The following is a 22368-nucleotide window of genomic DNA, read 5'->3' on the forward strand; positions in this document are numbered from 1 at the left end:
GTTCCAACCCGTTGAGATGCGGGCCTGGTCGCTGTCGTAGTCGGAATCCGCATCTCAAGGCGTTGGAACCCGCCACTCAAGGCGTTGGAACTCGCCACTCAACGGGTTGGAACTCACCACTCAACGCGGGAGGGACTGGTAGACCGCGTCGTCGTCGATGTCGGCGTCCGCGCGGTCGGTGAGGAGCGCGAGGGCGACCAGGGTCACCACGGAGCAGCCCACGACCGCGCCGGCGACGGCGTAGACCGACCCGGTGGTCACCAGCAGCCAGGTCGCGACCAAGGGAGCCGGGCCACCCGCGATGACCGAGGCGAGGTGGAAGCCCATGCCCGCTCCGGAGTAGCGCACCGAGGTCGGGAAGGACTCGGCGAACAACGAGGCCTGCGGTGCCACCTGGAGGCCGTGCGGCACCAGGGCCAGCAGCACGCCGCCGAAGGCGAGCCACGCCACGCCCGTGCCGATCGCGGCGAAGAGCACGAAGCCGTACCCGGCCGTCAGGACCGCTCCGAGCGCGTAGACCCGACGTCGCCCGAAGCGGTCCGAGAGCCGACCGGCGAGCGGGATCACGGCCATCTCCACCACCGCGGCGGACATGATCGCCGCCAGCGCGAACGACGTGGAGTAGCCCCGGTCGCGGGTCATGTAGCCGAGGGCGAAGGCGGTGATGACGTAGAACGGCGCCATCTCCGACATGCGCGCAAGCGCGCACAGGAGGATCGTCCGCCAGTGCTTCCCGATGGCGTCGAGGGCCGGCAGCCGGTGGAGCCGACCCTGCTCGACACGTCGCGCGAAGCTCGGCGTCTCGAGGACACGCACCCGGATGAACAGCCCGACGGCCACCATCACGGTGCTGAGGAGGAACGGGATGCGCCAGCCCCACTCCGCGAACTGCTCGGCGCTCAGCCGCCAGCTCAGCAGGTAGAGGAAGCCGGTGCCCAGGATCAGGCCGAAGGCGACGCCCATCTGCGGGATCGAGGCCGCGAGCCCGCGGCGCCGCTGGTCGCCCCACTCCATCGCGAGCAGCACCGAGCCGCTCCACTCCCCGCCCGCGGCGAAGCCCTGGAGCACGCGCAGCAGCACCAGCAGGACAGGCGCCCACATCCCGATCGAGGCGGTGCCGGGCATCAGGCCGACCAGGACCGTCGAGCCGCCCATCAGCAGCAGGGTGGCGAGCAAGGTTGCGCGGCGCCCGATGCGGTCGCCCCAGTGGCCGAAGAGCGCGGCCCCCACCGGTCGCGCCGCGAACCCCACGGCGTACGTCGCGAACGCCTGGAGCCGACCGGCGTACGCCGAGGAGTCGGGGAAGAAGAGCGCGGGAAAGACGAGTGCCGCGGCGGTGTTGTAGAGGAAGAAGTCGTACCACTCGACGGCGTTGCCGATCGTGCTGCCGATCGTCCCGAGCCGAGCCTGCCGGCGCTGCTCGGCGGACGGCGCGGTGCCGGGTCGCTGCGGAGCAACGGTGTCGAGCGCCATGGACGGTCCTTGCGGTGGGGGGCCAGGAGAGGGTCGGCCTCCGACCCTGGACGAGGCAGGCGTGGCGTTCCGTTCGCTCGCTGACACAAAGGCGAGCCGAAGCCGACTTCTCACTAGGCTGCGACCATGAGCACGCCGGATCTCAAGCCCCGCTCGCGCGACGTCACCGACGGCCTGGAGAAGGCCGCGGCCCGCGGCATGCTCCGTGCCGTCGGCATGGGCGACGACGACTTCGCCAAGCCGCAGATCGGAGTCGCTTCCAGCTGGAACGAGATCACGCCTTGCAACCTCTCCCTCCAGAGGCTGGCGCAGGCGGTGAAGAGCGGCGTGCACGCGGCCGGCGGGTACCCCCTGGAGTTCGGCACCATCTCGGTCTCCGACGGCATCGCGATGGGACACGAGGGGATGCACTTCTCGCTGGTCAGCCGGGAGGTGATCGCCGACTCGGTCGAGACCGTGATGATGGCCGAGCGGCTCGACGGGTCGGTGCTGCTGGCCGGCTGTGACAAGAGCCTGCCGGGGATGATGATGGCCGCAGCCCGGCTCGACCTGGCCAGCGTGTTCCTCTACGCCGGGTCGATCATGCCGGGTCAGGTCGACGGTCGCGACGTGACCATCATCGACGCCTTCGAGGCCGTGGGCGCCTGCCTCGCCGGCAAGATCAGCCGCGAGGAGGTCGACCGGGTCGAGCGCGCGATCTGCCCGGGGGAGGGTGCGTGCGGCGGCATGTACACCGCGAACACCATGGCCGCCGTCGCCGAGGCGATCGGGATGAGCCTGCCCGGCTCGGCCGCTCCGCCGGCCGTGGACCGCCGCCGCGACGGCTTCGCCCATCGGTCGGGAGAGGCCGTGGTCAACCTGCTGCGCGAGGGCATCACCGCGCGGCAGGTGATGACCATGGCGGCGTTCGAGAACGCCATCACGGTCGTGATGGCGCTGGGGGGCTCGACCAACGCGGTCCTCCACCTGCTGGCGATGGCCCGCGAGGCCGACGTCGACCTGACCATCGACGACTTCAACCGGATCGGCGACAAGGTCCCCCACCTCGGTGACCTCAAGCCGTTCGGCCGCTACGTCATGAACGACGTCGACAAGGTCGGCGGGATCCCGGTGGTGATGAAGGCCCTGCTCGATGCCGGCCTCATGCACGGCGACGTGCTGACGGTGACCGGCAAGACCATGGCCGAGAACCTCGAGGAGCTGTCGCCGCCCGGACTGGACGACGACGTGCTGCGCTCGCTGGACCGGCCGATCCACCGGACCGGTGGTCTCACCATCCTCAAGGGCTCCCTGGCCCCCGAGGGCGCCGTGGTCAAGTCGGCCGGCTTCGACGACTCGACGTTCACCGGTACGGCGCGGGTCTTCGACGGTGAGCGGGCGGCGATGGACGCGCTGGAGGAGGGCACGATCGTCGCCGGCGACGTCGTGGTGATCCGCTACGAGGGGCCCAAGGGGGGGCCTGGGATGCGTGAGATGCTCGCGATCACGGGCGCCATCAAGGGCGCCGGGCTCGGCAAGGACGTCCTGCTGATCACCGACGGCCGGTTCTCCGGTGGCACGACCGGCCTCTGCGTCGGCCACATCGCTCCCGAAGCCGTCGACGGCGGCCCGATCGCGTTCGTGCGCGACGGCGACGCAATCACGCTCGACGTCGCCAACCGGTCGCTGGACGTCGAGCGCGGTGACGACTGGGACTCGCGTCGCCAGGGCTGGGAGCCGCTCCCGCCGAAGTACACCCGGGGGGTGCTCGCGAAGTACCGCGCGGTCGTGCAGTCCGCCGCCCACGGCGCCATCTGCGGCTGACCCCGCCCACGTGGGCGGTCAGGCGTAGTCGGCCCAGATCCTGTGCGAGCCCGAGTCGACCGTCATCGTGCCGCCGTAGGGGAGGACCCACTGGGGTCGGGTGTGGCCGAAGGGGACGCCGACCACGACGACGGCGTCGGGGTTGTAGCGCGCGACCTGCTCGAGGGCCGCGTCGCGCTGCGCCGCCCGGTGAGCCGCGCGCGCCTCGGAGTCGGGTCGGTGCTCACGTGTCGAGGACGCCGCGCGGGCGACGACGACCGCGTCGACGGCGGCGAGCAGGCCGCGCTCGCCCAGGGCGCGCGTGATGTAGCCGAACTCCGAGGCCGGGATCAGCTCCTCCGAGCTCTCCAGCAGAAGGACGCCGCCCTCGAGGACGGCCGGGTCGTCGGGGAACCGGCCGGCGGCGAGGACCCACTGCACGACCTCGATGCAGCCCCCCCAGGTGGGCCCGGTGACCGCGCGGGCGGGGCCTGACCAGCTCCACGGCTCGGTGTCGTCTCGCTCGCCGTACCTCGTGAGGGCCGCGGGGTCCTCCCAGCGGCGGCCGAAGTCCTCCGACTCGCCGGGCTCGGTGACCTCCAGCCGTCCGCCGTCGAGCAGGGCCGCCCGCAGCGACCGCAGGTGGATGTCGTCGAGGGCCGGGCCGGGCCCGATCTGCACCTGGGTCGAGCCGCCGTGGAACGCGGCCACGCCCTGCGTCCACAGCCAGCTCAGGAGGTTGGTGTTGTCGCTGTAGCCCAGGAACGGCTTGGGATCTGCTCGGACCAGCGAGCCGTCCAGATGCGGCACGACCGTGATCTGGTCGTCGCCTCCGATCGTCGCGAGGACGGCGCGGATCTCCGGGTCGGCGAACGCGGCGTTGAGGTCGTCGGCCCGGGCCTCGGCCGGGGCATCGAGCAACCGGGTGGTGGGGTACTCCACCGGCTCGAGACCCAGCACCCTGCGGATGCGCTCCAGCGCCTGCTCGTGGATCCGGGGTGCGACCGCCGGTGCGGCGAACGAGGGCGAGAGGACTGCGACCTTGTCGCCGGGGGCGGCCTTCGGCGGCTGGGTCGGCGGCTGAGTCACGACCCCACCCTCGCAACCCGATCGGCCGCCTGGCGAAGCGCGTCGAGCGACCGGCGTACGTCGTCCTGGGTCGTGCTCCAGTTGCTGACCGAGATGCGCACGATCGCGCGGTCGTGCCATCGCGACCCGGACATCCACGTCGTGCCGTCCTCGAGCAGCGCGGCTGCCACGGCCCGGGTCTGCTCGTCGTCGCCGAAGGCCAGGCACACCTGGGTGAACGCGACGTCGTTGAGCACCTCGCAGCCGGGGATCTCGCGCGCCCCGTCGGCGAACGCGCGAGCGTGGCGGGCGAGACGCTCCACGAGGTCCACGACGCCGCTGCGTCCCAGGCTGCGCAGGGCCGCCCACGTCGCGAACCCGCGACCGCGCCGCGACAGCTCCGGCGTGCGCTCCTGGGGATCACCGGTCGCCTCGATGAGGTAGTCCCCGTGCATCGCCATCGACGAGGCGAGGGCGTCGGCGTCACGCACGATCGCCAGGCCAGAGTCGTAGGGCACGTTGAGGGTCTTGTGCGCGTCCGTGGCCCAGGAGTCCGCCGCGGACAGCCCGGCCGTCTCCGCCGACCACCGCGGCGAGACGGCGGCCCAGAGCCCGAACGCTCCGTCGACGTGCACCCAGGCCCCGTGCTCGTGCGCCAGCTCCACGCACTCGGCGAAGGGGTCGAAGTCACCCGAGTGGATGTTGCCTGCCTGGAGCACCACGACGGTCGGCCCGTCGCCCTGGGCCAGCACCTGGGCCAGTGCCTCCGGGCGGATGCGCCCTCGCTCGTCGGCCGCGACGACCTGCGGGTCGCCGAGGCCGAGGAACCTCAACGGCAGATCCACCGACGGGTGCCGCTCGGCACCGACCAGGACGCGGACCGCGGGGCCGCCCGACAGGCCTCGCCGTACGTCGTACCCCGCGCGGAGGAGGACCGTGTCGCGGGCGGCAGCCAGACAGGTGAAGTTCGCCATGGTGGCCCCGGTCACGAACCCCACAGCGGACTCCGCCGGCAGCCCGAGGAGCTCGAGCAGCCAGCGGCCGGCGACCTCCTCGACCGCCGCGCCCGCGGGGGTGAGCGCGCGCAGGCCGACGTTCTGGTCCCAGGCCGACGTCAGCCAGTCGGCGGCGAGCGCGGCTGGCAGCGACCCGCCGATCACCATCCCGAAGAACCTGCCTGAGGGGATCGCGACCAGCCCCGGCTCGCAGGCCTGCGCCAACAGGTCCACGACGTCGGCTGAGGGAGTCGGTCCGTCGGGCAGCTCGCCGAGGCGGCGTACCACCTCGTCGGCGTCCACCTGGGGTGGGACGGGCCGGTCGTCGAGCGAGGACAACCACGCGAGGGCGTGGTCCCGAGCCCGGCCGAGGGCGGCGGTACGTGCTTCCATAGGGTCACTCTCGCGTGCGAGCGGCCCAGCGTCGACAACCTTTCGCCGGTCCTGCGCCGTCCCACCTCGTCCCCTGTCTGTGACCCGTCCCTCGTCCTGGGAGGCCGCGTGCTGCACTTCGCCTACGGCGCCGCGTCGGATACCGGCCTGGTGCGTGAGCACAACGAGGACGCCGGGTTCGCCGGTCCCTACCTCCAGCTGGTTGCGGACGGCGTCGGTGGTGCCGCTGCGGGCGAGGTCGCCTCGGCGACGACGACCTACGTCGTGGCCGCCCTGGCCTCGGGTCACCCCGACCAGGACGCCGCCTCGCTGCTCGCGGAGGCGGTCGCGACCGCCCGTCGCGAGCTCCGGCGCGGCATCGAGGACGACGGCTCGCGGGCGGGGATGGCCACCACCTTGACCGCGGTGCTGGTGCGCGGCGACCGCGTGGTGCTCGCGCACCTGGGCGACTCGCGGGCCTACCTGTTCCGCGAGGGCGCCATCACCCGGCTGTCCACCGACCACACGCTGGTCCAGCTCCTCGTCGACAAGGGCGAGCTGGCGCCGGATCAGGTGCCCACACACCCGCTCCGCAACGTCGTCCTGCACTCGGTCAACGCCGAGGAGCCCGTCGCGCCGGCCCTGCGCGAGCTGGACCTGGTGGTCGGCGACCGCGTGCTGCTGTGCAGCGACGGCCTGACCGACTACGTCGCCGAGGCCGAGCTGCCGGCCGCCCTGGCGATCGTCGACCCGGACGAGGCGGCGTTCGAGCTGGTGGGTCTGGCGCTGGCGGGCGGCGGTGGCGACAACGTGACCTGCCTGGTCGCCGACCTGCGCGACGGTCCACCCCGGCGCCCCGACGGCCGGGTCCTGGGGGCGATGGCAGATCCGCGCCTCGTCGTCGACCCGGCCGCCATCCGGACCACCGAGGCTTGAGGAGGCTCCAGGTGCTGTCGTCCACGACCCGCGCTCGCCTGCGCTCGCCGCTCTCGCTGGCGTTGGCGGGACTGGTCGTGCTCGTGCTGCTCGCTGCCGTCCTCGGGCGGCTGGGCGGCGGCTCAGGCGATCCGCCAGGCGCCGCGGCGCCGCCGGTCTCCACACGATCCGGGGATCCGACCGGAGCCCCGAGCAGCTCGAGCGGCACGCCGACCGACAGCGCGACCGGCGGCACCGTCCCTCCGCCCTACGTCGCGGCGGCACCGCCGCCGATAGCGCCGAAGCCGCAGCTGCCGGGTGGTGGCTACCAGGTCTTCGCGCAGCACCGGTTCCTGGTCGCCTACTACGGCACCGCGCAGACCGCGTCGATGGGCGTGCTCGGGGACAGCGACCCCGACACGATGTTCCACCGGCTGATGCGGGCCGCGCGGCCCTTCGCCCGGCCCGGCGAGCACATCCAGCCGGTCTTCGAGCTGATCGTCACCGTCGCCGACGGCGGGCCGGGCCCCGACCACGTCTTCAGCCACGACATCCCTCGCGGCCTGGTCGCGCAGTACGTCCGTGCGGCTCACCGCCACGGCGCCCTCCTCCTGCTCGACCTCCAGACCGGCCGGGCGCCGTTCCCGGTCGTGGCCAAGCGGTGGGCGTGGGCGCTGTCCAAGCCGTGGGTCGGGCTCGCCCTGGACCCCGAGTGGCGGATGGGACCCCACCAGGTGCCCGGCCAGGTGATTGGCCACGTGAGCGCGGCGGAGGTCAACCGGACCTCCCGGTGGCTCTCCCGGCTCGTGACGCGGGACCAGCTGCCCCAGAAGCTGTTCGTCCTGCACCAGTTCCGGCTCTCGATGCTGCCGGACATCGGCAGGATCGTGCACCGGCCGGGGCTCGCGATGGTCCAGCACACCGACGGGTTCGGCACCCGCGGGCAGAAGCTCGCGACGTACCACGCGGTGGCCCGGCCGCATCAGTTCCGACAGGGCTTCAAGCTCTTCTACCACTGGGACGTCCACCGCTTCACACCCCAGGAGGTACGCCGGATCCGGCCCCGGGTGAGCTTCGTCAGCTACCAGTGACGGGTCGCGGCGCACGTCGCCGGTCGTACTCGCCCTGTGCGGCCAGCACGACGACGAACAGCGCCGTGATCGCGGCGCACACGACCACGACATGGCCCCACCCGTGGAGCCGGTGGTCGAGGAACGGATAGGGATACCACCCGGTCCACCCCCCCGAGACCAGGATGACGACCACCCAGCCGACCGGCCAGGCCAGGGCCCGCAGGCATGCCGACCAGTCGACCCGCGGGCGCGGTCCGAACAGCAGCCAGCCGACGACGGACAGCACGGGCACGACGACGTGCAGCAGTCGGTCCGCGACCAGGTCGGCGCCGTCGAGGTGCAGCAACGGACGCAGGAGGAACCAGTGCACGAGGCCGGTCACGGCGATCCCGGTGACCGCGTCGATGCGGACGACCCGCCACCACGGGCCGTCGTGGGCCGGGTCACGAGCGAGCCTCGCCGTCGTCACCAGCACGAGCAGGTTGCTCTCGACGGTGAAGTAGGCCACGAACCTGAGCAGGCGGTCGCCGAGGCTCGGTGGGTAGGCCTCCGAGAGCACCCGACCGCCCTTGACCACGAGCACGAGCTGGAGCACCAGTGCCACCAGCGCCACCGTGGCCGTCAGGAGGTGCCAGGCTCGGGCGGCTCTCACGGAGATCGACCTTAGTGCTGGCCGCCGCGCTGATGCGACACTGCGGGGCATGACCCACGCCCTGGACGACGCCGACCCGCTCGCCGCCCTGCGCGAGCGCTTCGTCGGCACCGACTCGCCGCTGGTCTACCTCGACGGCAACTCGCTCGGCCGTCCGCTGAAGGGCACCGCCGAGCGGCTGCGCTCCTTCGTCGGGAAGGAGTGGGGCGAGCGGCTGATCCGGGGCTGGGACGAGGGCTGGTTCGACCTGCCGCTGAGCCTGGGCGACGAGCTCGGCCGGGTCTGCCTCGGCGCCGCTCCGGGTCAGGTGACGATCGGCGACTCGACCACGGTCCTGCTCTACAAGCTCATGCGCACGGCGGTGGCGGCACGACCCGGACGCACCGAGATCGTCATCGACCGCGACAACTTCCCGACCGACCGGTACCTCGCCGAGGGTGTGGCCAGGGAGTGCGGGCTCACGGTCCGCTGGGTCGACGTCGACACCTCGGCCGGTGTCACCGTCGAGCAGGTCGCCGAGGTCGTCGGCGAGCAGACCGCGCTGGTCTCGCTCAGCCACGTCTCCTACCGATCGTCCTGGGTCGCCGACGTCCCCGGGATCACCCGGGTCGCCCACGACGCGGGAGCCCTGGTGCTGTGGGACCTGTGCCACTCCGTCGGCTCGGTCCCGACCGAGCTCGACGCCTGGGAGGTCGACCTGGCGGCGGGCTGTACCTACAAGTACCTCAACGGCGGCCCCGGCTCGCCGGCGTTCTGCTACGTCGCCGAGCGCCACCTCGAGTCGTTCACGCAGCCGATCCAGGGCTGGCTGGGCAGCACCGACCCGTTCCTGATGGGACCCGACTACCTGCCGGTGCGTGGCATCCGCAGGTTCACCTCCGGCACGCCCGCGGTGATCGGGATGCTCCCGGTCCAGGACATGGTGGCCCTCATCGACGAGGCGGGCATCGACGCTGTCCGCGCGAAGTCCGAGCAGCTGACCGCGTACGCCGTGGAGCTGACCGACGAGCACCTAGCGACGTACGGAGTCACGGTGGCCTCTCCTCGGGCGCCCGAGCGGCGGGGCGGCCACGTGACCCTGCACCACCCGCGGATGAGGGAGGTGGTGACGATGCTGTGGCAGCGCGACGTGCTGCCGGACTACCGCGATCCCGGCGGGCTCCGGGTCGGCCTGTCACCGCTGTCGACGTCCTACGACGAGCTCGGGCGCGGTGTCGAGCAGGTACGACAGGTGCTCCAGGCCCTGGACTGACGCAGCGGCTCGCCCCCGCCGCTGTCGGCTGGCTGTGGCAGGGTTGGCGCTGTCGCCCACGGGTCCAGAAGCCGTGGCGCACAGAGGGTGAGGGGTGGACGGATGGGCTCGAGGCAGACGATGACCTTCACCGAGGTCGAGGGCCTCGGCCTGACCGACTGGCGCTGGCTCCACGGCGCTCTGCATGCGCACTACGCCAGCGGTGGGTTCGCGGCCGGCCTGGCGCTGGTGGACCGGATCGGCGAGCTCGCCGAGGCCGCCGACCACCACCCCGACGTCGACCTGCGCTACCCGTACGTCCGGGTCACCCTGGTGAGCCACGACGCCGGCGGGGTCACCTCGCGCGACGTCGACCTGGCCCGGCAGGTCAGCGCCGCGGCCGCGGCGCTGGGGATCCCGGCCGACCCGTCGCGGCTCGCGCTGCTCGAGATCGGGCTGGACGCGGTGGACGAGGCGGCGATCGAGCCCTTCTGGCGCGCGGTGCTCGGGCTCGACGACGGCTCGGGCGAGGCGCTGCCCCCCGTGTGGTTCCAGCAGACCGAGCCGCACGACGTACCCCGGCAGCGGTTCCATCTCGACGTCACCGTGGCTCCGGAGGTCGCGCAGCAGCGGATCGACGCGGCGTTGGCTGCCGGTGGGACGCTGGTGTCCGCCGACCGGGCGCCGGCGTTCACGGTGCTCGCCGACGCCGAGGGCAACCGGGCCTGCGTCTGCACCGCGGCCGGCCGAGACTGACCCCGCGGCTGTCCAGAGGCCGGGACCGGCGTACCAGATAGTGGGACGCCTGGCAGACTCGTCTTGACGTCGGCGAGGCGCGCGGGGACCGTGGTTCCATGCGCACGACGCTTCTTGTACCCACCCGACGCGCGGGTTGAGCCCCAGGCTCGTCCACGCGTCACCCCTCGCCGTCCCGGCCGAGGGGTTTTTTGTTCCCTCGACCGGCTGTACGGCCACAGACAGGACATGGCGATGACCCAGCAGACGGGCGTGACGATGAGCGGCGCCCAGAGCCTGATCAGGTCGCTGGAGTCGGCAGGCACGCGACATATCTTCGGGATCCCCGGCGGCGCGATCCTCCCGGCGTACGACCCTCTGATGGACTCCTCGATCCGACACATCCTCGTGCGACACGAGCAGGGCGCCGGCCACGCGGCCCAGGGGTACGCCGCGGCCACCGGCGGCGTCGGCGTCTGCATGGCGACCTCGGGGCCCGGTGCCACCAACCTGGTGACCCCGCTGGCCGACGCGCACATGGACTCGGTGCCGATCGTGGCGATCACGGGTCAGGTCGGGGCCAGCGCGATCGGGACCGACGCCTTCCAGGAGGCCGACATCCGCGGCATCACGATGCCGGTCACCAAGCACAACTTCCTGGTGACCGATCCGGCCGAGATCCCACGCACGGTCGCCGAGGCCTTCCACATCGCCTCGACCGGCAGGCCGGGCCCGGTGCTCGTCGACGTCGCGAAGTCGGCGCTCCAGGCGACCACGACGTTCGCCTGGCCCGAGCAGCTCCACCTGCCGGGCTACCGGCCGGTCACCCGACCACACGCCAAGCAGATCAAGGAGGCCGTCCGGCTGATCCTGGAGTCCCGGCGTCCGGTGCTCTACGTCGGGGGCGGGGTGATCAGGGCCGCTGCGTCGCGGGAGCTGCTCGAGCTCGCGAACCTCACCGGCATCCCGGTCGTGACGACGTTGATGGCCCGTGGGGCGCTCCCCGACAGCCACCCGCAGCACCTCGGGATGCCCGGCATGCACGGCACCGTCGCGGCGGTGGCAGGCCTTCAGCGCAGCGACCTGATCATCTCGCTGGGCGCGCGCTTCGACGACCGTGTCACCGGCAACCTCGACTCGTTCGCCCCCGGGGCGAGGGTCATCCACGCCGACATCGACCCGGCCGAGATCAGCAAGAACCGGATGGCGGACGTCCCGATCGTGGGTGACTGCCGGGAGGTGATCGCGGACCTGACCGCCCTCCTGCGGGCCGAGTCGGCGGCGGGCCACACCGGCGACTACGAGCAGTGGGTCGACTTCATCGTGGGGATCAGGAAGCGCTACCCCGTCGGCTACGACGAGCCCTCGGACGGGAGCCTGGCGCCGCAGTACGTCCTGGAGCGGCTCAGTGCGATCGCCGGCCCGGACACCATCTACTGCGCCGGGGTCGGGCAGCACCAGATGTGGGCGGCCCACTACATCGACTTCGAGAGGCCGCGCACCTGGATCAACTCCGGCGGCCTCGGGACCATGGGGTACGCCGTGCCCGCGGCGATGGGAGCCAAGGTGGGCCGGCCCGAGGCCACGGTCTGGGCGGTCGACGGCGACGGCTGCTTCCAGATGACCAACCAGGAGCTGGCCACCTGCGCGATCAACGACATCCCGATCAAGGTCGCGATCATCAACAACGAGTCGCTCGGCATGGTGCGGCAGTGGCAGACCCTGTTCTACAACTCCCGGTACTCCAACACCGACCTGGACTCCAAGCGCATCCCGGACTTCGTCAAGCTGGCCGACGCCTACGGCTGCGAGGGTCTGGCCTGCGAGTCCCCGCTCGACGTCGACGCGACGATCGAGAAGGCGATGGCGATCGACGACCGCCCGGTCGTGGTCGACTTCCGGGTGCACCGCGATGCCATGGTGTGGCCCATGGTCGCCGCCGGCACGAGCAACGACGAGATCCAGTACGCCCGTGACCTGGCGCCGCAGTTCGAGGCGGACGAGGCCTGAGATGTCTGCCACCCACACCCTGTCCGTGCTGGTCGAGAACAAGCCCGGCGTCCTGGCCCGGATCGCGGGCCTGTTCAGCCGGCGCGGCTTCAACATCGAGTCGCTCGCGGTCGGACCCACCGAGCACGACGAGGTCTCGCGGATGACGATCGTGGTCAACGTCGAGGACTCTCCGCTCGAGCAGGTCACCAAGCAGCTCAACAAGCTGGTCGAGGTGATCAAGATCGTCGAGCTGGACGGCCCGCTGTCGGTCAACCGGGAGCTGATGCTGGTCAAGGTCAGGGCGGACGCCGCCACTCGGGGCCAGGTGCTCGACGCCGTCCAGCTGTTCCGCGCCAAGGTCGTCGACGTCGCGCCGGATGCGGTGACCATCGAGGTCACCGGCAACGCCGACAAGCTGCGTGACTTCCGCCAGGTCCTCGAGCCGTTCGGCATCCGCGAGCTGGTCCAGTCCGGGATGGTCGCCGTCGGCCGCGGCTCGCGCTCGATCAGCGAGCGCACCACCCGCCCCGTCGCCGTCCCCACTGCTGCTGGTGGCGGCTGACAAATCCCCCGCTGAAGCGGGGGATTTGTCACTTCCTGGCCGCTGCAACCCCCAATAAGTGACAGAAAGCCCCAAGAAGTCCCACCCTGTCAGTCGACCCACACTCACCGGAGGAGAGCCCACCGTGGCCCAGATGTTCTACGACGACGACGCCGACCTGTCCGTTCTCCAGGGCAAGAACGTCGCGGTGCTCGGCTACGGCAGCCAGGGCCACGCCCACGCGCTCTCGCTGCGCGACTCGGGCGTCGACGTCCGAGTCGGCCTTCCCGAGGGCTCCAAGTCGCGTCCCAAGGCAGAGGCCGAGGGACTGCGGGTGCTGACCCCGGCCGAGGCCGTCGAGGAGTCCGACGTCATCGTCATCCTGGCTCCCGACCACGTGCAGCGGAAGCTGTACGCCGAGTCCGTCGAGCCCAACATCACCCCGGGCGACACGCTGGTCTTCGGTCACGGCTTCAACATCCGGTTCGGCTACATCGTGCCGCCCGACGGCGTGGACGTGATCATGATCGCGCCGAAGGGGCCCGGTCACCTCGTGCGCCGTGAGTACGTCGACGGGCGGGGCGTGCCGGTCCTCGTCGCGGTCGAGAAGGACGCCTCCGGCAAGGCCTGGGACGTCGCCCTGTCGTACGCCAAGGGGATCGGAGGGCTGCGCGCCGGCGGCATCCGCACGACGTTCACCGAGGAGACCGAGACCGACCTCTTCGGCGAGCAGGCCGTGCTCTGCGGAGGTGCGTCGCAGCTGGTGATGTACGGCTTCGAGGTGCTCACCGAGGCGGGCTACCAGCCGGAGGTCGCCTACTTCGAGTGCCTCCACGAGCTCAAGCTGATCGTCGACCTGATGTACGAGGGCGGCATCGCCAAGCAGCGCTGGTCGGTCTCCGACACCGCGGAGTACGGCGACTACGTCTCCGGCCCGCTGGTCATCGACGAGCACGTCAAGCAGAACATGCAGGCCGTGCTGGCCAAGATCCAGGACGGCTCCTTCGCCCAGCGGTTCATCGACGACCAGGACGCGGGCGGTCCCGAGTTCAAGGCGTTGCGCGCCAAGGGCGAGCAGCACCCGATCGAGGGCACGGGCCGTGAGCTTCGCAAGCTGATGGCCTGGGTCAAGTCACACGACGACGACTACCAGGACGGACACGCCGGCCGTAGCTGAGCCGACCCACACGACCGCAGCGGCGGTGCCGCGAGGCGGCTCAGGTCTCGGCCGTGGTCAGCAGGCGCTGTACGTCGAGCAGCAGCCGGCGCGCGGACTCCGTGGTGACCACGAGCCGCACCTCGGGGCCCTCCTCGCTCAGCAGCTCCAGCCAGGTGGTCTCCGACCCCAGTCGTCGCACCAGCCGGATCACCGCGGAGACGGGCTGCGCCTGGTCGTCCGGATCCAGCGTCGGCCGGCCGGTCACCATGGCGACGAGGTGGGCCGAACTCTGGTGGTGCCGGTCCTCGGGGTGGTCACCCGCGGTGTGGTCTCGACGGCACCAGGGGGGGCAGGCGTCGTCGGAGCCCAGACCGGGATGGCTGGGGGCGTTCATCGTTCCTCCTTCCTCGGGGCTCGCCCGAGACACTAGGGATGGCGACCGACATCGCCACCGGTCGCCGGGCTGCTCGTCCACAGCAGTCGCGACGTCATCCCGAGATTCCCACACCGAGGTGGTTCCATGACGCGACCCGGCCAGCACAATCGTCAGCGTGTCGAGACAGCGGAGGAGACCGACGTGGGAGGAGTTCGGTCGGGAGGTCGGCGTCCGCCTGCAACGTGCCCGGGGGAAGCGCGGCCTGAGCCAGGAGCGCACCGCCCATCTCGCGGGGATAGCCTCCTACACCTACCAGAAGCTCGAGAAGGGCGAGTCGCGACCCGGGTCGCCGCTCAACCCGCGGCTCTCGACGCTGCTCTCGTTGTGCGAGGTGCTGGAGATCTCGGTCGTGGACCTGATTCCCGAGATCACGCCCCAGGGACCGTTGAAGCCGTAGCACGCGCCCGGGTCGGGTCATGACCTACACGCACGGGCACGCCGAGAGCGTGCTCCGCTCGCACCGAACGCGGACGGCGGCCAACAGCTGCGAGTACGTCCTGCCCTACCTGCGACCCAGCGACCGGCTGCTCGACGTGGGCGCCGGGCCGGGCACCATCACCGCCGACCTCGCCGGCCTGGTCCGTCAGGTCGTGGCCGTGGAGGCCCACGACGAGGCCGCGCGGATCCTCTCCGCGGGCCTCGCCGAACGCGGGGTGTCCGGGGTCGAGGTCCTGGTCGAGGACGTCCACGACCTGAGCCTGGCCGACGGCGAGTTCGACGTCGTCCACGCCCACCAGGTGCTCCAGCACGTCGCCGACCCCGTCCGGGCCCTGCGCGAGATGGCGAGGGTGACCCGGCCCGGCGGGGTGATCGCCGTCCGTGACAGCGACTACGCGGCGTTCGCGTGGTACCCCCGCCTGCCCGGACTCGACCACTGGCTCGACCTCTACCAGACCGCGGCCCGCGCCAACGGCGGCGAGCCCGACGCGGGGCGCCGCCTGGTGGCGTGGGCCCACGCCGCCGGTCTCCAGCACATCACCGCGACGTCCAGCACGTGGTGCTACGCGACCCCAGACAGCCGGGCCGCCTGGGGCGGCATGTGGGCCGACCGGATCACCGGCTCCGCCCTGGCGCGCCAGCTGCTCGACCAACGGATGGCGACGCCCGCGGAGCTCGAGGAGATCGCCGAGGCCTGGCGGGCCTGGGCCGCCGATCCCGACGGGTGGATCTCCATCCCCCACGGGGAGCTGGTGATCCGCACGGTCTAGTGCGCGTCTCAGCGAGCCCCGCCGCGCGGCGGCGTCCGGGGGTCTGACCGGCCGTGCGCAGGGCCGGCCGCGGACCTCCTGTGAAGGTTAGGCTTACCTAAGATAGAGTGCGGCCACCGCGGGACGCCCGTCCCGCCCGACCCGGGAGGGGCCGCATGCTGCCGACGTTCGTGATCGGTCTTCGCGAGGGTCTCGAGGCCGTGCTCGTGGTGACGATCATCGCGACGTTCCTGCGGCGCAACGGCGCCTCGCTGCGCCCGATGTGGTACGGCGTGACGGCCGCCGTTGCCCTCAGCATCGGGGTCGGCGTCACCCTGAAGCTGATCGAGCAGAACCTGCCCCAGCGTCAGCAGGAGGGCATGGAGACCGTCATCGGGCTGGTCGCGGTCGGGTTCGTGACGGGCATGGTGCTCTGGATGAGCACGCACGCGCGGTTCATGAAGCGTGAGCTCGAGGGTGCCGCCCAGCGGGCCCTGTCCAACGGCACCTCGGCCGCACTGGTGGCGATGGTCTTCCTGGCCGTGCTGCGCGAGGGCTTCGAGACCTCGGTGTTCCTGCTCGCCACGTTCCAGGCCGCCAGCAGCGAGCTGAGCGCCTTCGTGGGGGCCGTCCTGGGCATCCTGGCCGCGATCGTCCTCGGCTACGCGATGTTCTCCGGCGGGGTCCGGATCAACCTCGGCCGCTTCTTCACCGTCACCAGCGTCTTCCTGATCCTGGTGGCCGCCGGCCTGGTCCTCTCGGCGCTGCGCACCGGCCACGAGGCGAGCTGGGTGACCATCGGCCAGGGGCGCACGGTCGACCTCTCGTGGCTCGCACCCACGGGCTCGGTCCGCGCGGCCCTGGTCAGCGGCGTCCTCGGCATGCCCGCGGACCCGCGGGTCGTCGAGCTGCTCGGGTGGGCCTGCTACCTCGTGCCGATGCTGGCGCTGACCCTGTGGCCGAGCCGGCTGCGCCCCCCGGCGGCGCTGATGCCCCGGGCGCGTCTGGCCGGCGCCGGAGTGCTCGCTGCGGTCGCCGTGGTCCTCGCGCTGGTCGTTCCGCTGCCGCATGCCGAGGTGCCCGCCTCGGCACCGGTCGCAGGTGGCGGGACGGCGACGATCGACCAGCCGGGCACCCGCGCCGGCCTGGAGGTGAGCACCGGTGGCAGCCACCACACGGTCGCTCTGGTCCGCGGTAGCGCGACGTCGGGAGCGTTGTCGGGGACGACGTCGTGGTCGTCGGCGACCGCGGGTACGACGCCGACCCTGCCGGCCACGCTGACCCTCACCCAGCTCCTCCGGTTCACCGGCCAGCGGGTCCCGGTCGGCCTGGACATCGGTCGCAGTCCCGGCCCCTACCGCGCGGCCTGGAACGACCGCACGACGGTCGTCGCCACGACGTACGACGGCGGGCTGGTCTCGGCCGCGGGCAGGGGCGACCTGGTACTCACCCTCACCAGCGGCGGGCTGACCTCCGAGCGCGTCCTGACCGTCTCCGAGCCCGGGGTGGCGACCTCCTGGCACGTGCCGGCGTCGTACACCGCGCAGGTGGAGTCACGGATCTCCGCGGCGCAGACCGCCCGGGGCGACCGGACCTTGTGGAAGTACTGGCTGCCGGGCTTCCTCGTCGTCCTTGCGGGCTGGCTCGGACTCACCGGCCTCCGCGGCAGGCGAGCCCGCCGGGCCGCGCCCACACCAGCTCCCGGCGGGGGCGGCGCCCCGGACGCACCTCCGGCAGACGCCGGACGGACAGGAAGGAAGCACCATGTCAGCACGTCTGGCTAGCCGCACCTGCGCGGCGGCCGCGACCGCCGCTGCGCTGTTCGCCCTGACGGCCTGCGGCAGCGGGTCCAGCAGCGAGTCGGCGCAGGGTCAACCGAGCGGTGGCAGCTCGGGGAACGGCGTCACCGAGGTCGCCGTCAAGCTCACCGCCAGCGGAGGCACCGACACGTGTGCGCTCAGCAAGAGCTCGGTCGCCGCCGGTCCGGTGACCTTCACCGTCGACAACCAGAGCGCGACCGGCATCACCGAGGTCGAGCTGCTCCAGGACGAGCGGATCCTGGGCGAGAAGGAGAACCTCGCTCCGGGCCTCCAGCCGGTGAGCTTCACCGTCACCCTCGGCGGCGGCTCCTACCAGGTCTACTGCCCCGGCGGCTCGCCGGAGATGACCGCGCTCACCGTCACCGGGCAGGTGGCCCAGCAGGGCGGCACCACCCAGGCGCTGCTGCGCGACGGCGCCAAGGAGTACGCGACGTACGCCGACGCCCAGGTCTCCGCGATGGTGCACGCCGTCGCCGCGCTCCAGCGGGCGGTCGGCTCCGGCAACCTCGCCGTCTCGCAGCGGGCCTACGCCGAGGCTCGGCCGTACTACGAGCGGATCGAGTCGGACGTCGACGGCTTCGTGCTGCCGGGCTTCGAGCCGACCGACAACCGCGGCAACCTCGACTACCTCATCGACATGCGCGCCAGCAACCTCGACCCCGCCGTCGGCTGGCACGGCTTCCACGCCGTCGAGCGCGACCTCTTCGCGCGCCATCGGATCACGGCCTCCACCAAGAGGCTGGCCGCCGAGCTCACGCGCAACGTCGGCAAGCTCGACAAGGTGGTCAAGACCCTGAGCTACAGGCCGGAGGACCTCGCGAACGGCGCGGCGAGCCTGCTCGAGGAGGTCCAGTCCAGCAAGATCACCGGCGAGGAGGAGGACTACAGCCACATCGACCTCGTCGACTTCGCGGGCAACCTCGAGGGCGCCAAGGAGGCGTTCGCCTATCTCGAGCCCGGCCTGAGGAAGATCGACGCGGGGATGACCCGACAGATCTCCCACCGCTTCGACCAGACCGACGCACTGCTCGACACCTACCGTGACCCGAAGGCGCTGGGCGGCTACGAGCGCTGGACACCGGCGCTGCGGCACCAGGCGGCCAACAAGCTGAGCCAGTCGGTGCAGGCGCTCCAGGACTCGCTGTCCAAGCTCGCCGAGAAGGTGGTCACGGCCTGACATGACCCCGTCATCTGCCAACGACGAGAGCCGGCGCAGCCTGCTGTCCCGACGTGGCTTCGTGGCCGGCGCCGGCGCGGTGGGCGGCGTCGTGGCCGGCGCCGGAGCGGCGGCCGCGATGGCCGGTCATCGGGACACCTCCAACGACGCCGTCGACTCCGGCGACACCATCGACCTGGACCGCAGCGTCGCCTTCTACACCGGGCTGCACCAGGCGGGGATCGAGACGCCGCCCCAGCGGTACTGCGTCTACATGACCTTCGACCTCACCAGTCCTACGACGCGCGACCTCCAGGTCCTCCTCGCCCGATGGTCGGCGGCGATCGCCCAGATGATGGCCGGGAAGCCGATCGGCACGGTGCAGCCGACGTCCGGCGAGGGCGTGGGCAGCGACACCGGCGAGGCGCTCGACATCGGGCCGAGCTCGCTGACGGTGACCCTGGGGCTCGGACCCGGCATCTTCGGGCCCGACCTCGGGCTGGGCCACCGTGCCCCGCGACTGCTGCGCGACCTGCCCCGGCTCCCCAGCGACAACCTGGACCGGGCCACCACCGGAGGGGACCTCAGTCTCCAGGCGTGTGCGGACGACCCCCAGGTCGCCTACCACGCGGTCCGCGACCTGGCACGCATGGGTCGCGGGGTCGTCGACACGCGGTGGACGGTGATGGGCTTCGGGCGCGCGTCGGCCGGCCTGGGCCAGTCGACCCCGCGCAATCTGCTGGGGTTCAAGGACGGCACCCGCAACCTCCGGGAGCCCTCGGAGTTCGACCAGTACGTGTGGCTCCACGACGACGTCGACTGGATGGACGGCGGCACCTACCAGGTCGCCCGCAAGATCCGGATGAACATCGAGATCTGGGACGCCGACCGGGTCAGCGACCAGGAGCACGTCTTCGGGCGCTCGAAGGTGGTCGGGGCGCCGCTGTCGGGCACCCGCGAGTTCGACACCCCGGACTTCCACGCCAGGAGTCACGGGCAGGACGACATCTCCCCGGTCTCCCACATCGCCCTGGCGGCCCACGAGAACAACGGCGGGATCCGGATCCTGCGTCGCTCCTACAACTACACCGACGGGATCAACCCCTTCGGCCAGCTCGATGCCGGACTCCTCTTCATCGCCTACCTGAACGACCCGCGGCACTTCGTGGCGCTCCAGACGAGGCTGGGTGGCTCGGACCTGCTCAACGAGTACATCTCGCACATCGGGTCGGCCGTGTTCGCCGTCCCTCCGGCCCCCAAGGTCGGCGGCTACCTCGGCGAGGCCCTCTTCGCCTGACGCCGACCAGGCACAAAGGTGCAGCCAGATCACGCCGACCCGGCAGATAAGTACGCCGAGGTGCGCCGACCCGGCAGATAAGTACGCCGCACTGCGGCGACAAGGGCAGACCAGGACCTCGAAGGGGCGAGCTGCCGGGGGCGTCAGCGGCCTGACCGTCGGTGTGATCGGAGTCCGTCCGGGAGGTCAGGTCCGGTGCCCGCCGGCGAACCCGGTCACCCACCAGTGGCCGTCGACGTAGGTCATCCGCCAGCTGACATCCACGCGGAGCCGCTGATCGCCGGAGGTCAGGGTGAGCGCGACGGAGACGGTCCCGGAGCGGCGGTGCAGGGCCGAGCCGGTCACCCACAGGTCCTCGGCGCCGGAGAGAGGGAGCCCCAGCTGGCGCGCGTACGCCGCGAGCCCCTCGCATCGGCTGATGCTCGTGCCCTCGTCGCCGGCCAGCGCAGTCGGAAGCGCAGGACACGACGTATCGCCCCCCGTCATCCCCCCGACGAGGATCCGGTCGTCTCCGTGGCCTTGAGCCCGGCCTCGTCGGGTTCTTCGGCTCGTCGTAGAGGTGCCAGGCGAACCGGCCCGAGAGCACCAGGACGATCGTGGCCGCGAGGTGGAACGGCGTGGCCGACGTCGTCGCGCGTCGGGGAGTCCCGAGAGAGGTCACGGGCGGAGACCTCAGGCAGGCGCGGGGCGTTCCGTGCCGGAACCCGCGAGATGAGGACCGCCGCACCTGCTCGCGCCAAGAGCGGCGCCGGTGAGACGTGCGCCGGGCGGCTGCCGACGCGTCGGCTACAGTCGAGCGCGCACAGCGTCGTGCGAGAGTGCTCCGCTCGTCCCACCTTCCGGACTCCCGAGACCGAGGACACCGTCGCTGTGACCATCCCGACCCACCGGCCCGTCGTACTTATCGCCGAGGAGCTCAGCCCGGCGACCGTCGAGGCCCTGGGGCCCGACTTCGACATCCGACACTGCAACGGCGCCGACCGCGCGGAGCTGCTGGCGGCCATCGGCGACGCCGACGCCATCCTGATCCGCTCCGCGACCAAGGTCGACGCCGAGGCCCTGGCCGCAGCCCGGCGGCTGACGGTCGTGGCCCGGGCCGGTGTCGGCCTGGACAACGTCGATGTCCGGGCCGCGACCCAGTCCGGCGTCATGGTCGTCAACGCGCCGACGTCGAACATCGTCAGCGCCGCCGAGCTCGCGATCGGGCTGCTCCTGGCCGCGGCCCGCCAGATCAGCCCGGCCCACGCCTCCCTGCGTGGTGGTGAGTGGAAGCGATCGCGGTTCACCGGCATCGAGCTCTACGAGAAGACCTTGGGCATCGTCGGGCTCGGGCGGATCGGCGTGCTCGTCGCCCAGCGGCTCGCGGCGTTCGGCATGGAGGTCATCGCCTACGACCCCTACGTCCAGGCGGGCCGGGCCGCCCAGATGGGGGTCCGGCTCGTCGACCTGGACACGCTCCTGCGCGAGTCGGACTTCCTCAGCGTGCACCTGCCCAAGACCCCGGAGACGATCGGCCTGATCGGCGCCGACGAGCTCGCCAAGACCAAGTCGTCCTTGGTGCTGGTCAACGCCGCGCGGGGCGGGATCGTCGACGAGCAGGCGCTGTACGCCGCGCTCAAGGAGGGCCAGATCGCCGCCGCCGGCATCGACGTCTACGCCAAGGAGCCGTGCACCGACAGCCCACTGTTCGAGCTGGAGAACGTCGTTGCCACACCTCACCTCGGGGCCTCCACCGACGAGGCCCAGGAGAAGGCCGGCATCGCGGTGGCGAAGTCCGTGCGGCTGGCGCTGAGCGGCGAGCTGGTGCCCGACGCGGTCAACGTCCAGGGTGGCGTCATCGCCGAGGACGTGCGTCCCGGGATCCCGCTGACCGAGAAGCTGGGGCGGGTCTTCACCGCGCTGGCCGCCGAGGTCGCCCAGCAGATCGACGTCGAGGTGCGTGGCGAGATCACCGAGTACGACGTGAAGGTGCTCGAGCTGGCCGCGCTGAAGGGGATCTTCACCGACATCGTCGAGGACCCCGTCACCTACGTGAACGCTCCGCTGCTGGCCGCCGAGCGCGGTACGTCGGTCCGCCTGGTGGCCGAGGCGGAGAGCCCCGACCACCGCAACCTCGTCACGATCCGCGGAACTCTCGCCGACGGCTCGCAGGTCTCGGTCGGCGGCACCCTGGTCGGCATCGGCCAGCGCGAGCGCCTGGTCTCGATCAACGACTTCTCCGTCGACATCGAGCCCACCGACCACCTGGCCTTCGTGACCTACGCCGACCGGCCGGGCATGGTCGGGACCGTCGGCAAGATCCTCGGTGACGCACGGGTCAACATCGCCGGCATGCAGGTCTCGCGCGACAGCAAGGGCGGTCACGCCCTGGTCGCCCTGTCGGTCGACTCGGCGATTCCCGCCGAGACGCTGACCGAGATCGAGCACGCGATCGACGCGGCGTACGTCCGGGCCGTCGACCTCGGCTGAGCCGGGTACGGGCCG

Annotated in this window: 20 protein-coding genes; 14 read left to right on the top strand and 6 right to left on the bottom strand. The window is 71.8% G+C overall.

Going from position 1 to position 22368, the window contains the following annotated elements:
• Positions 1-120: 120 nt before the first annotated feature.
• Positions 121-1473, bottom strand: coding sequence for an MFS transporter (locus VHW64_RS00575; RefSeq protein ID WP_329648549.1), 1353 nt, complete (start codon positions 1471-1473; stop codon positions 121-123).
• Positions 1474-1599: 126 nt separating this feature from the next.
• Here VHW64_RS00575 and ilvD point away from each other — a divergent pair, with 126 nt between their 5' ends.
• Complete coding sequence (gene ilvD, locus VHW64_RS00580; RefSeq protein ID WP_329648550.1) at positions 1600-3276, top strand: dihydroxy-acid dehydratase; 1677 nt, start codon at positions 1600-1602, stop codon at positions 3274-3276.
• An 18-nt stretch (positions 3277-3294) separates the two neighbouring features.
• Here the strand turns inward: ilvD and VHW64_RS00585 are convergent, their stop codons facing one another.
• Entirely contained in the window at positions 3295-4344 is a 1050-nt protein-coding gene (locus VHW64_RS00585) for a S66 peptidase family protein (RefSeq protein WP_329648551.1), read from the bottom strand.
• Positions 4341-5711, bottom strand: coding sequence for a pyridoxal phosphate-dependent decarboxylase family protein (locus VHW64_RS00590; RefSeq protein ID WP_329648552.1), 1371 nt, complete (start codon positions 5709-5711; stop codon positions 4341-4343). Before VHW64_RS00590 ends, VHW64_RS00585 begins: the two co-directional genes overlap by 4 nt.
• A 108-nt stretch (positions 5712-5819) precedes the next feature.
• Between VHW64_RS00590 and VHW64_RS00595 the strand changes: the two genes are divergently transcribed.
• Entirely contained in the window at positions 5820-6626 is an 807-nt protein-coding gene (locus VHW64_RS00595; RefSeq protein WP_329648553.1) for a PP2C family protein-serine/threonine phosphatase, read from the top strand.
• Positions 6627-6637: 11 nt separating this feature from the next.
• Positions 6638-7696, top strand: coding sequence for a hypothetical protein (locus VHW64_RS00600; RefSeq protein WP_329648554.1), 1059 nt, complete (start codon positions 6638-6640; stop codon positions 7694-7696).
• Here VHW64_RS00600 and VHW64_RS00605 read toward each other — a convergent pair.
• Positions 7683-8330, bottom strand: a complete 648-nt coding sequence (locus VHW64_RS00605) for a Pr6Pr family membrane protein (protein ID WP_329648555.1) — start codon at positions 8328-8330, stop codon at positions 7683-7685. The two genes, VHW64_RS00600 and VHW64_RS00605, sit on opposite strands and share 14 nt — an antisense overlap.
• 49 nt (positions 8331-8379) lie before the next feature.
• Here VHW64_RS00605 and VHW64_RS00610 point away from each other — a divergent pair, with 49 nt between their 5' ends.
• From VHW64_RS00610 to ilvC, 5 genes are all read left to right on the top strand, one after another.
• Entirely contained in the window at positions 8380-9582 is a 1203-nt protein-coding gene (locus VHW64_RS00610) for a kynureninase (protein WP_329648556.1), read from the top strand.
• Positions 9583-9684: 102 nt separating this feature from the next.
• Positions 9685-10317 (top strand): 4a-hydroxytetrahydrobiopterin dehydratase, encoded by a 633-nt coding sequence (locus tag VHW64_RS00615; protein WP_329648557.1) that lies wholly within the window; start codon positions 9685-9687, stop codon positions 10315-10317.
• 234 nt (positions 10318-10551) lie between these two features.
• Positions 10552-12306, top strand: a complete 1755-nt coding sequence (locus VHW64_RS00620) for an acetolactate synthase large subunit (RefSeq protein ID WP_329648558.1) — start codon at positions 10552-10554, stop codon at positions 12304-12306.
• A gap of 1 nt (position 12307) precedes the next feature.
• Complete coding sequence (ilvN, locus tag VHW64_RS00625) at positions 12308-12850, top strand: acetolactate synthase small subunit (RefSeq protein ID WP_329648559.1); 543 nt, start codon at positions 12308-12310, stop codon at positions 12848-12850.
• A gap of 124 nt (positions 12851-12974) precedes the next feature.
• Complete coding sequence (ilvC, locus tag VHW64_RS00630; RefSeq protein ID WP_329648560.1) at positions 12975-14006, top strand: ketol-acid reductoisomerase; 1032 nt, start codon at positions 12975-12977, stop codon at positions 14004-14006.
• A gap of 40 nt (positions 14007-14046) precedes the next feature.
• Here ilvC and VHW64_RS00635 read toward each other — a convergent pair whose 3' ends face one another.
• On the bottom strand, positions 14047-14382 hold the full coding sequence (locus VHW64_RS00635; protein ID WP_329648561.1) for a DUF6907 domain-containing protein: 336 nt from the start codon (positions 14380-14382) through the stop codon (positions 14047-14049).
• Between the two features lie 157 nt (positions 14383-14539).
• Between VHW64_RS00635 and VHW64_RS00640 the strand changes: the two genes are divergently transcribed.
• From VHW64_RS00640 to VHW64_RS00660, 5 genes are all read left to right on the top strand, one after another.
• A complete protein-coding gene (locus VHW64_RS00640; RefSeq protein ID WP_329648562.1) occupies positions 14540-14821 on the top strand; it encodes a helix-turn-helix transcriptional regulator in 282 nt (93 codons plus the stop codon).
• Positions 14822-14840: 19 nt separating this feature from the next.
• Positions 14841-15632, top strand: coding sequence for a class I SAM-dependent methyltransferase (locus VHW64_RS00645; RefSeq protein ID WP_329648563.1), 792 nt, complete (start codon positions 14841-14843; stop codon positions 15630-15632).
• 155 nt (positions 15633-15787) lie between these two features.
• Complete coding sequence (gene efeU / locus VHW64_RS00650) at positions 15788-17395, top strand: iron uptake transporter permease EfeU (protein WP_329648564.1); 1608 nt, start codon at positions 15788-15790, stop codon at positions 17393-17395.
• Positions 17376-18608, top strand: a complete 1233-nt coding sequence (gene efeO / locus VHW64_RS00655) for an iron uptake system protein EfeO (protein ID WP_329648565.1) — start codon at positions 17376-17378, stop codon at positions 18606-18608. The genes efeU and efeO overlap by 20 nt, the downstream gene beginning before the upstream one ends.
• Before the next feature lies 1 nt (position 18609).
• On the top strand, positions 18610-19884 hold the full coding sequence (locus VHW64_RS00660; RefSeq protein ID WP_329648566.1) for a Dyp-type peroxidase: 1275 nt from the start codon (positions 18610-18612) through the stop codon (positions 19882-19884).
• Positions 19885-20070: 186 nt separating this feature from the next.
• Here the strand turns inward: VHW64_RS00660 and VHW64_RS00665 are convergent, their stop codons facing one another.
• A complete protein-coding gene (locus VHW64_RS00665) occupies positions 20071-20370 on the bottom strand; it encodes a hypothetical protein (RefSeq protein ID WP_329648567.1) in 300 nt (99 codons plus the stop codon).
• Positions 20371-20754: 384 nt separating this feature from the next.
• Between VHW64_RS00665 and serA the strand changes: the two genes are divergently transcribed.
• Entirely contained in the window at positions 20755-22353 is a 1599-nt protein-coding gene (gene serA, locus VHW64_RS00670; protein ID WP_329648568.1) for a phosphoglycerate dehydrogenase, read from the top strand.
• Positions 22354-22368: the final 15 nt, after the last annotated feature.

This window comes from Nocardioides sp., assembly GCF_036267815.1.
Lineage (GTDB): Bacteria > Actinomycetota > Actinomycetes > Propionibacteriales > Nocardioidaceae > Nocardioides.

Excerpts from the sequence above, each read along its gene's own strand:
- VHW64_RS00575 (WP_329648549.1), bottom strand. The coding sequence starts at position 1,473 with ATGGCGCTCGACACCGTTGCTCCGCAGCGACCCGGCACCGCGCCGTCC.
- ilvD (WP_329648550.1), top strand. The coding sequence starts at position 1,600 with ATGAGCACGCCGGATCTCAAGCCCCGCTCGCGCGACGTCACCGACGGC.
- VHW64_RS00590 (WP_329648552.1), bottom strand. The coding sequence starts at position 5,711 with ATGGAAGCACGTACCGCCGCCCTCGGCCGGGCTCGGGACCACGCCCTC.
- VHW64_RS00610 (WP_329648556.1), top strand. The coding sequence starts at position 8,380 with ATGACCCACGCCCTGGACGACGCCGACCCGCTCGCCGCCCTGCGCGAG.
- VHW64_RS00615 (WP_329648557.1), top strand. The coding sequence starts at position 9,685 with ATGGGCTCGAGGCAGACGATGACCTTCACCGAGGTCGAGGGCCTCGGC.
- VHW64_RS00620 (WP_329648558.1), top strand. The coding sequence starts at position 10,552 with ATGACCCAGCAGACGGGCGTGACGATGAGCGGCGCCCAGAGCCTGATC.
- ilvN (WP_329648559.1), top strand. The coding sequence starts at position 12,308 with ATGTCTGCCACCCACACCCTGTCCGTGCTGGTCGAGAACAAGCCCGGC.
- VHW64_RS00635 (WP_329648561.1), bottom strand. The coding sequence starts at position 14,382 with ATGAACGCCCCCAGCCATCCCGGTCTGGGCTCCGACGACGCCTGCCCC.
- VHW64_RS00645 (WP_329648563.1), top strand. The coding sequence starts at position 14,841 with ATGACCTACACGCACGGGCACGCCGAGAGCGTGCTCCGCTCGCACCGA.
- efeU (WP_329648564.1), top strand. The coding sequence starts at position 15,788 with ATGCTGCCGACGTTCGTGATCGGTCTTCGCGAGGGTCTCGAGGCCGTG.
- efeO (WP_329648565.1), top strand. The coding sequence starts at position 17,376 with ATGTCAGCACGTCTGGCTAGCCGCACCTGCGCGGCGGCCGCGACCGCC.
- VHW64_RS00660 (WP_329648566.1), top strand. The coding sequence starts at position 18,610 with ATGACCCCGTCATCTGCCAACGACGAGAGCCGGCGCAGCCTGCTGTCC.
- VHW64_RS00665 (WP_329648567.1), bottom strand. The coding sequence starts at position 20,370 with ATGACGGGGGGCGATACGTCGTGTCCTGCGCTTCCGACTGCGCTGGCC.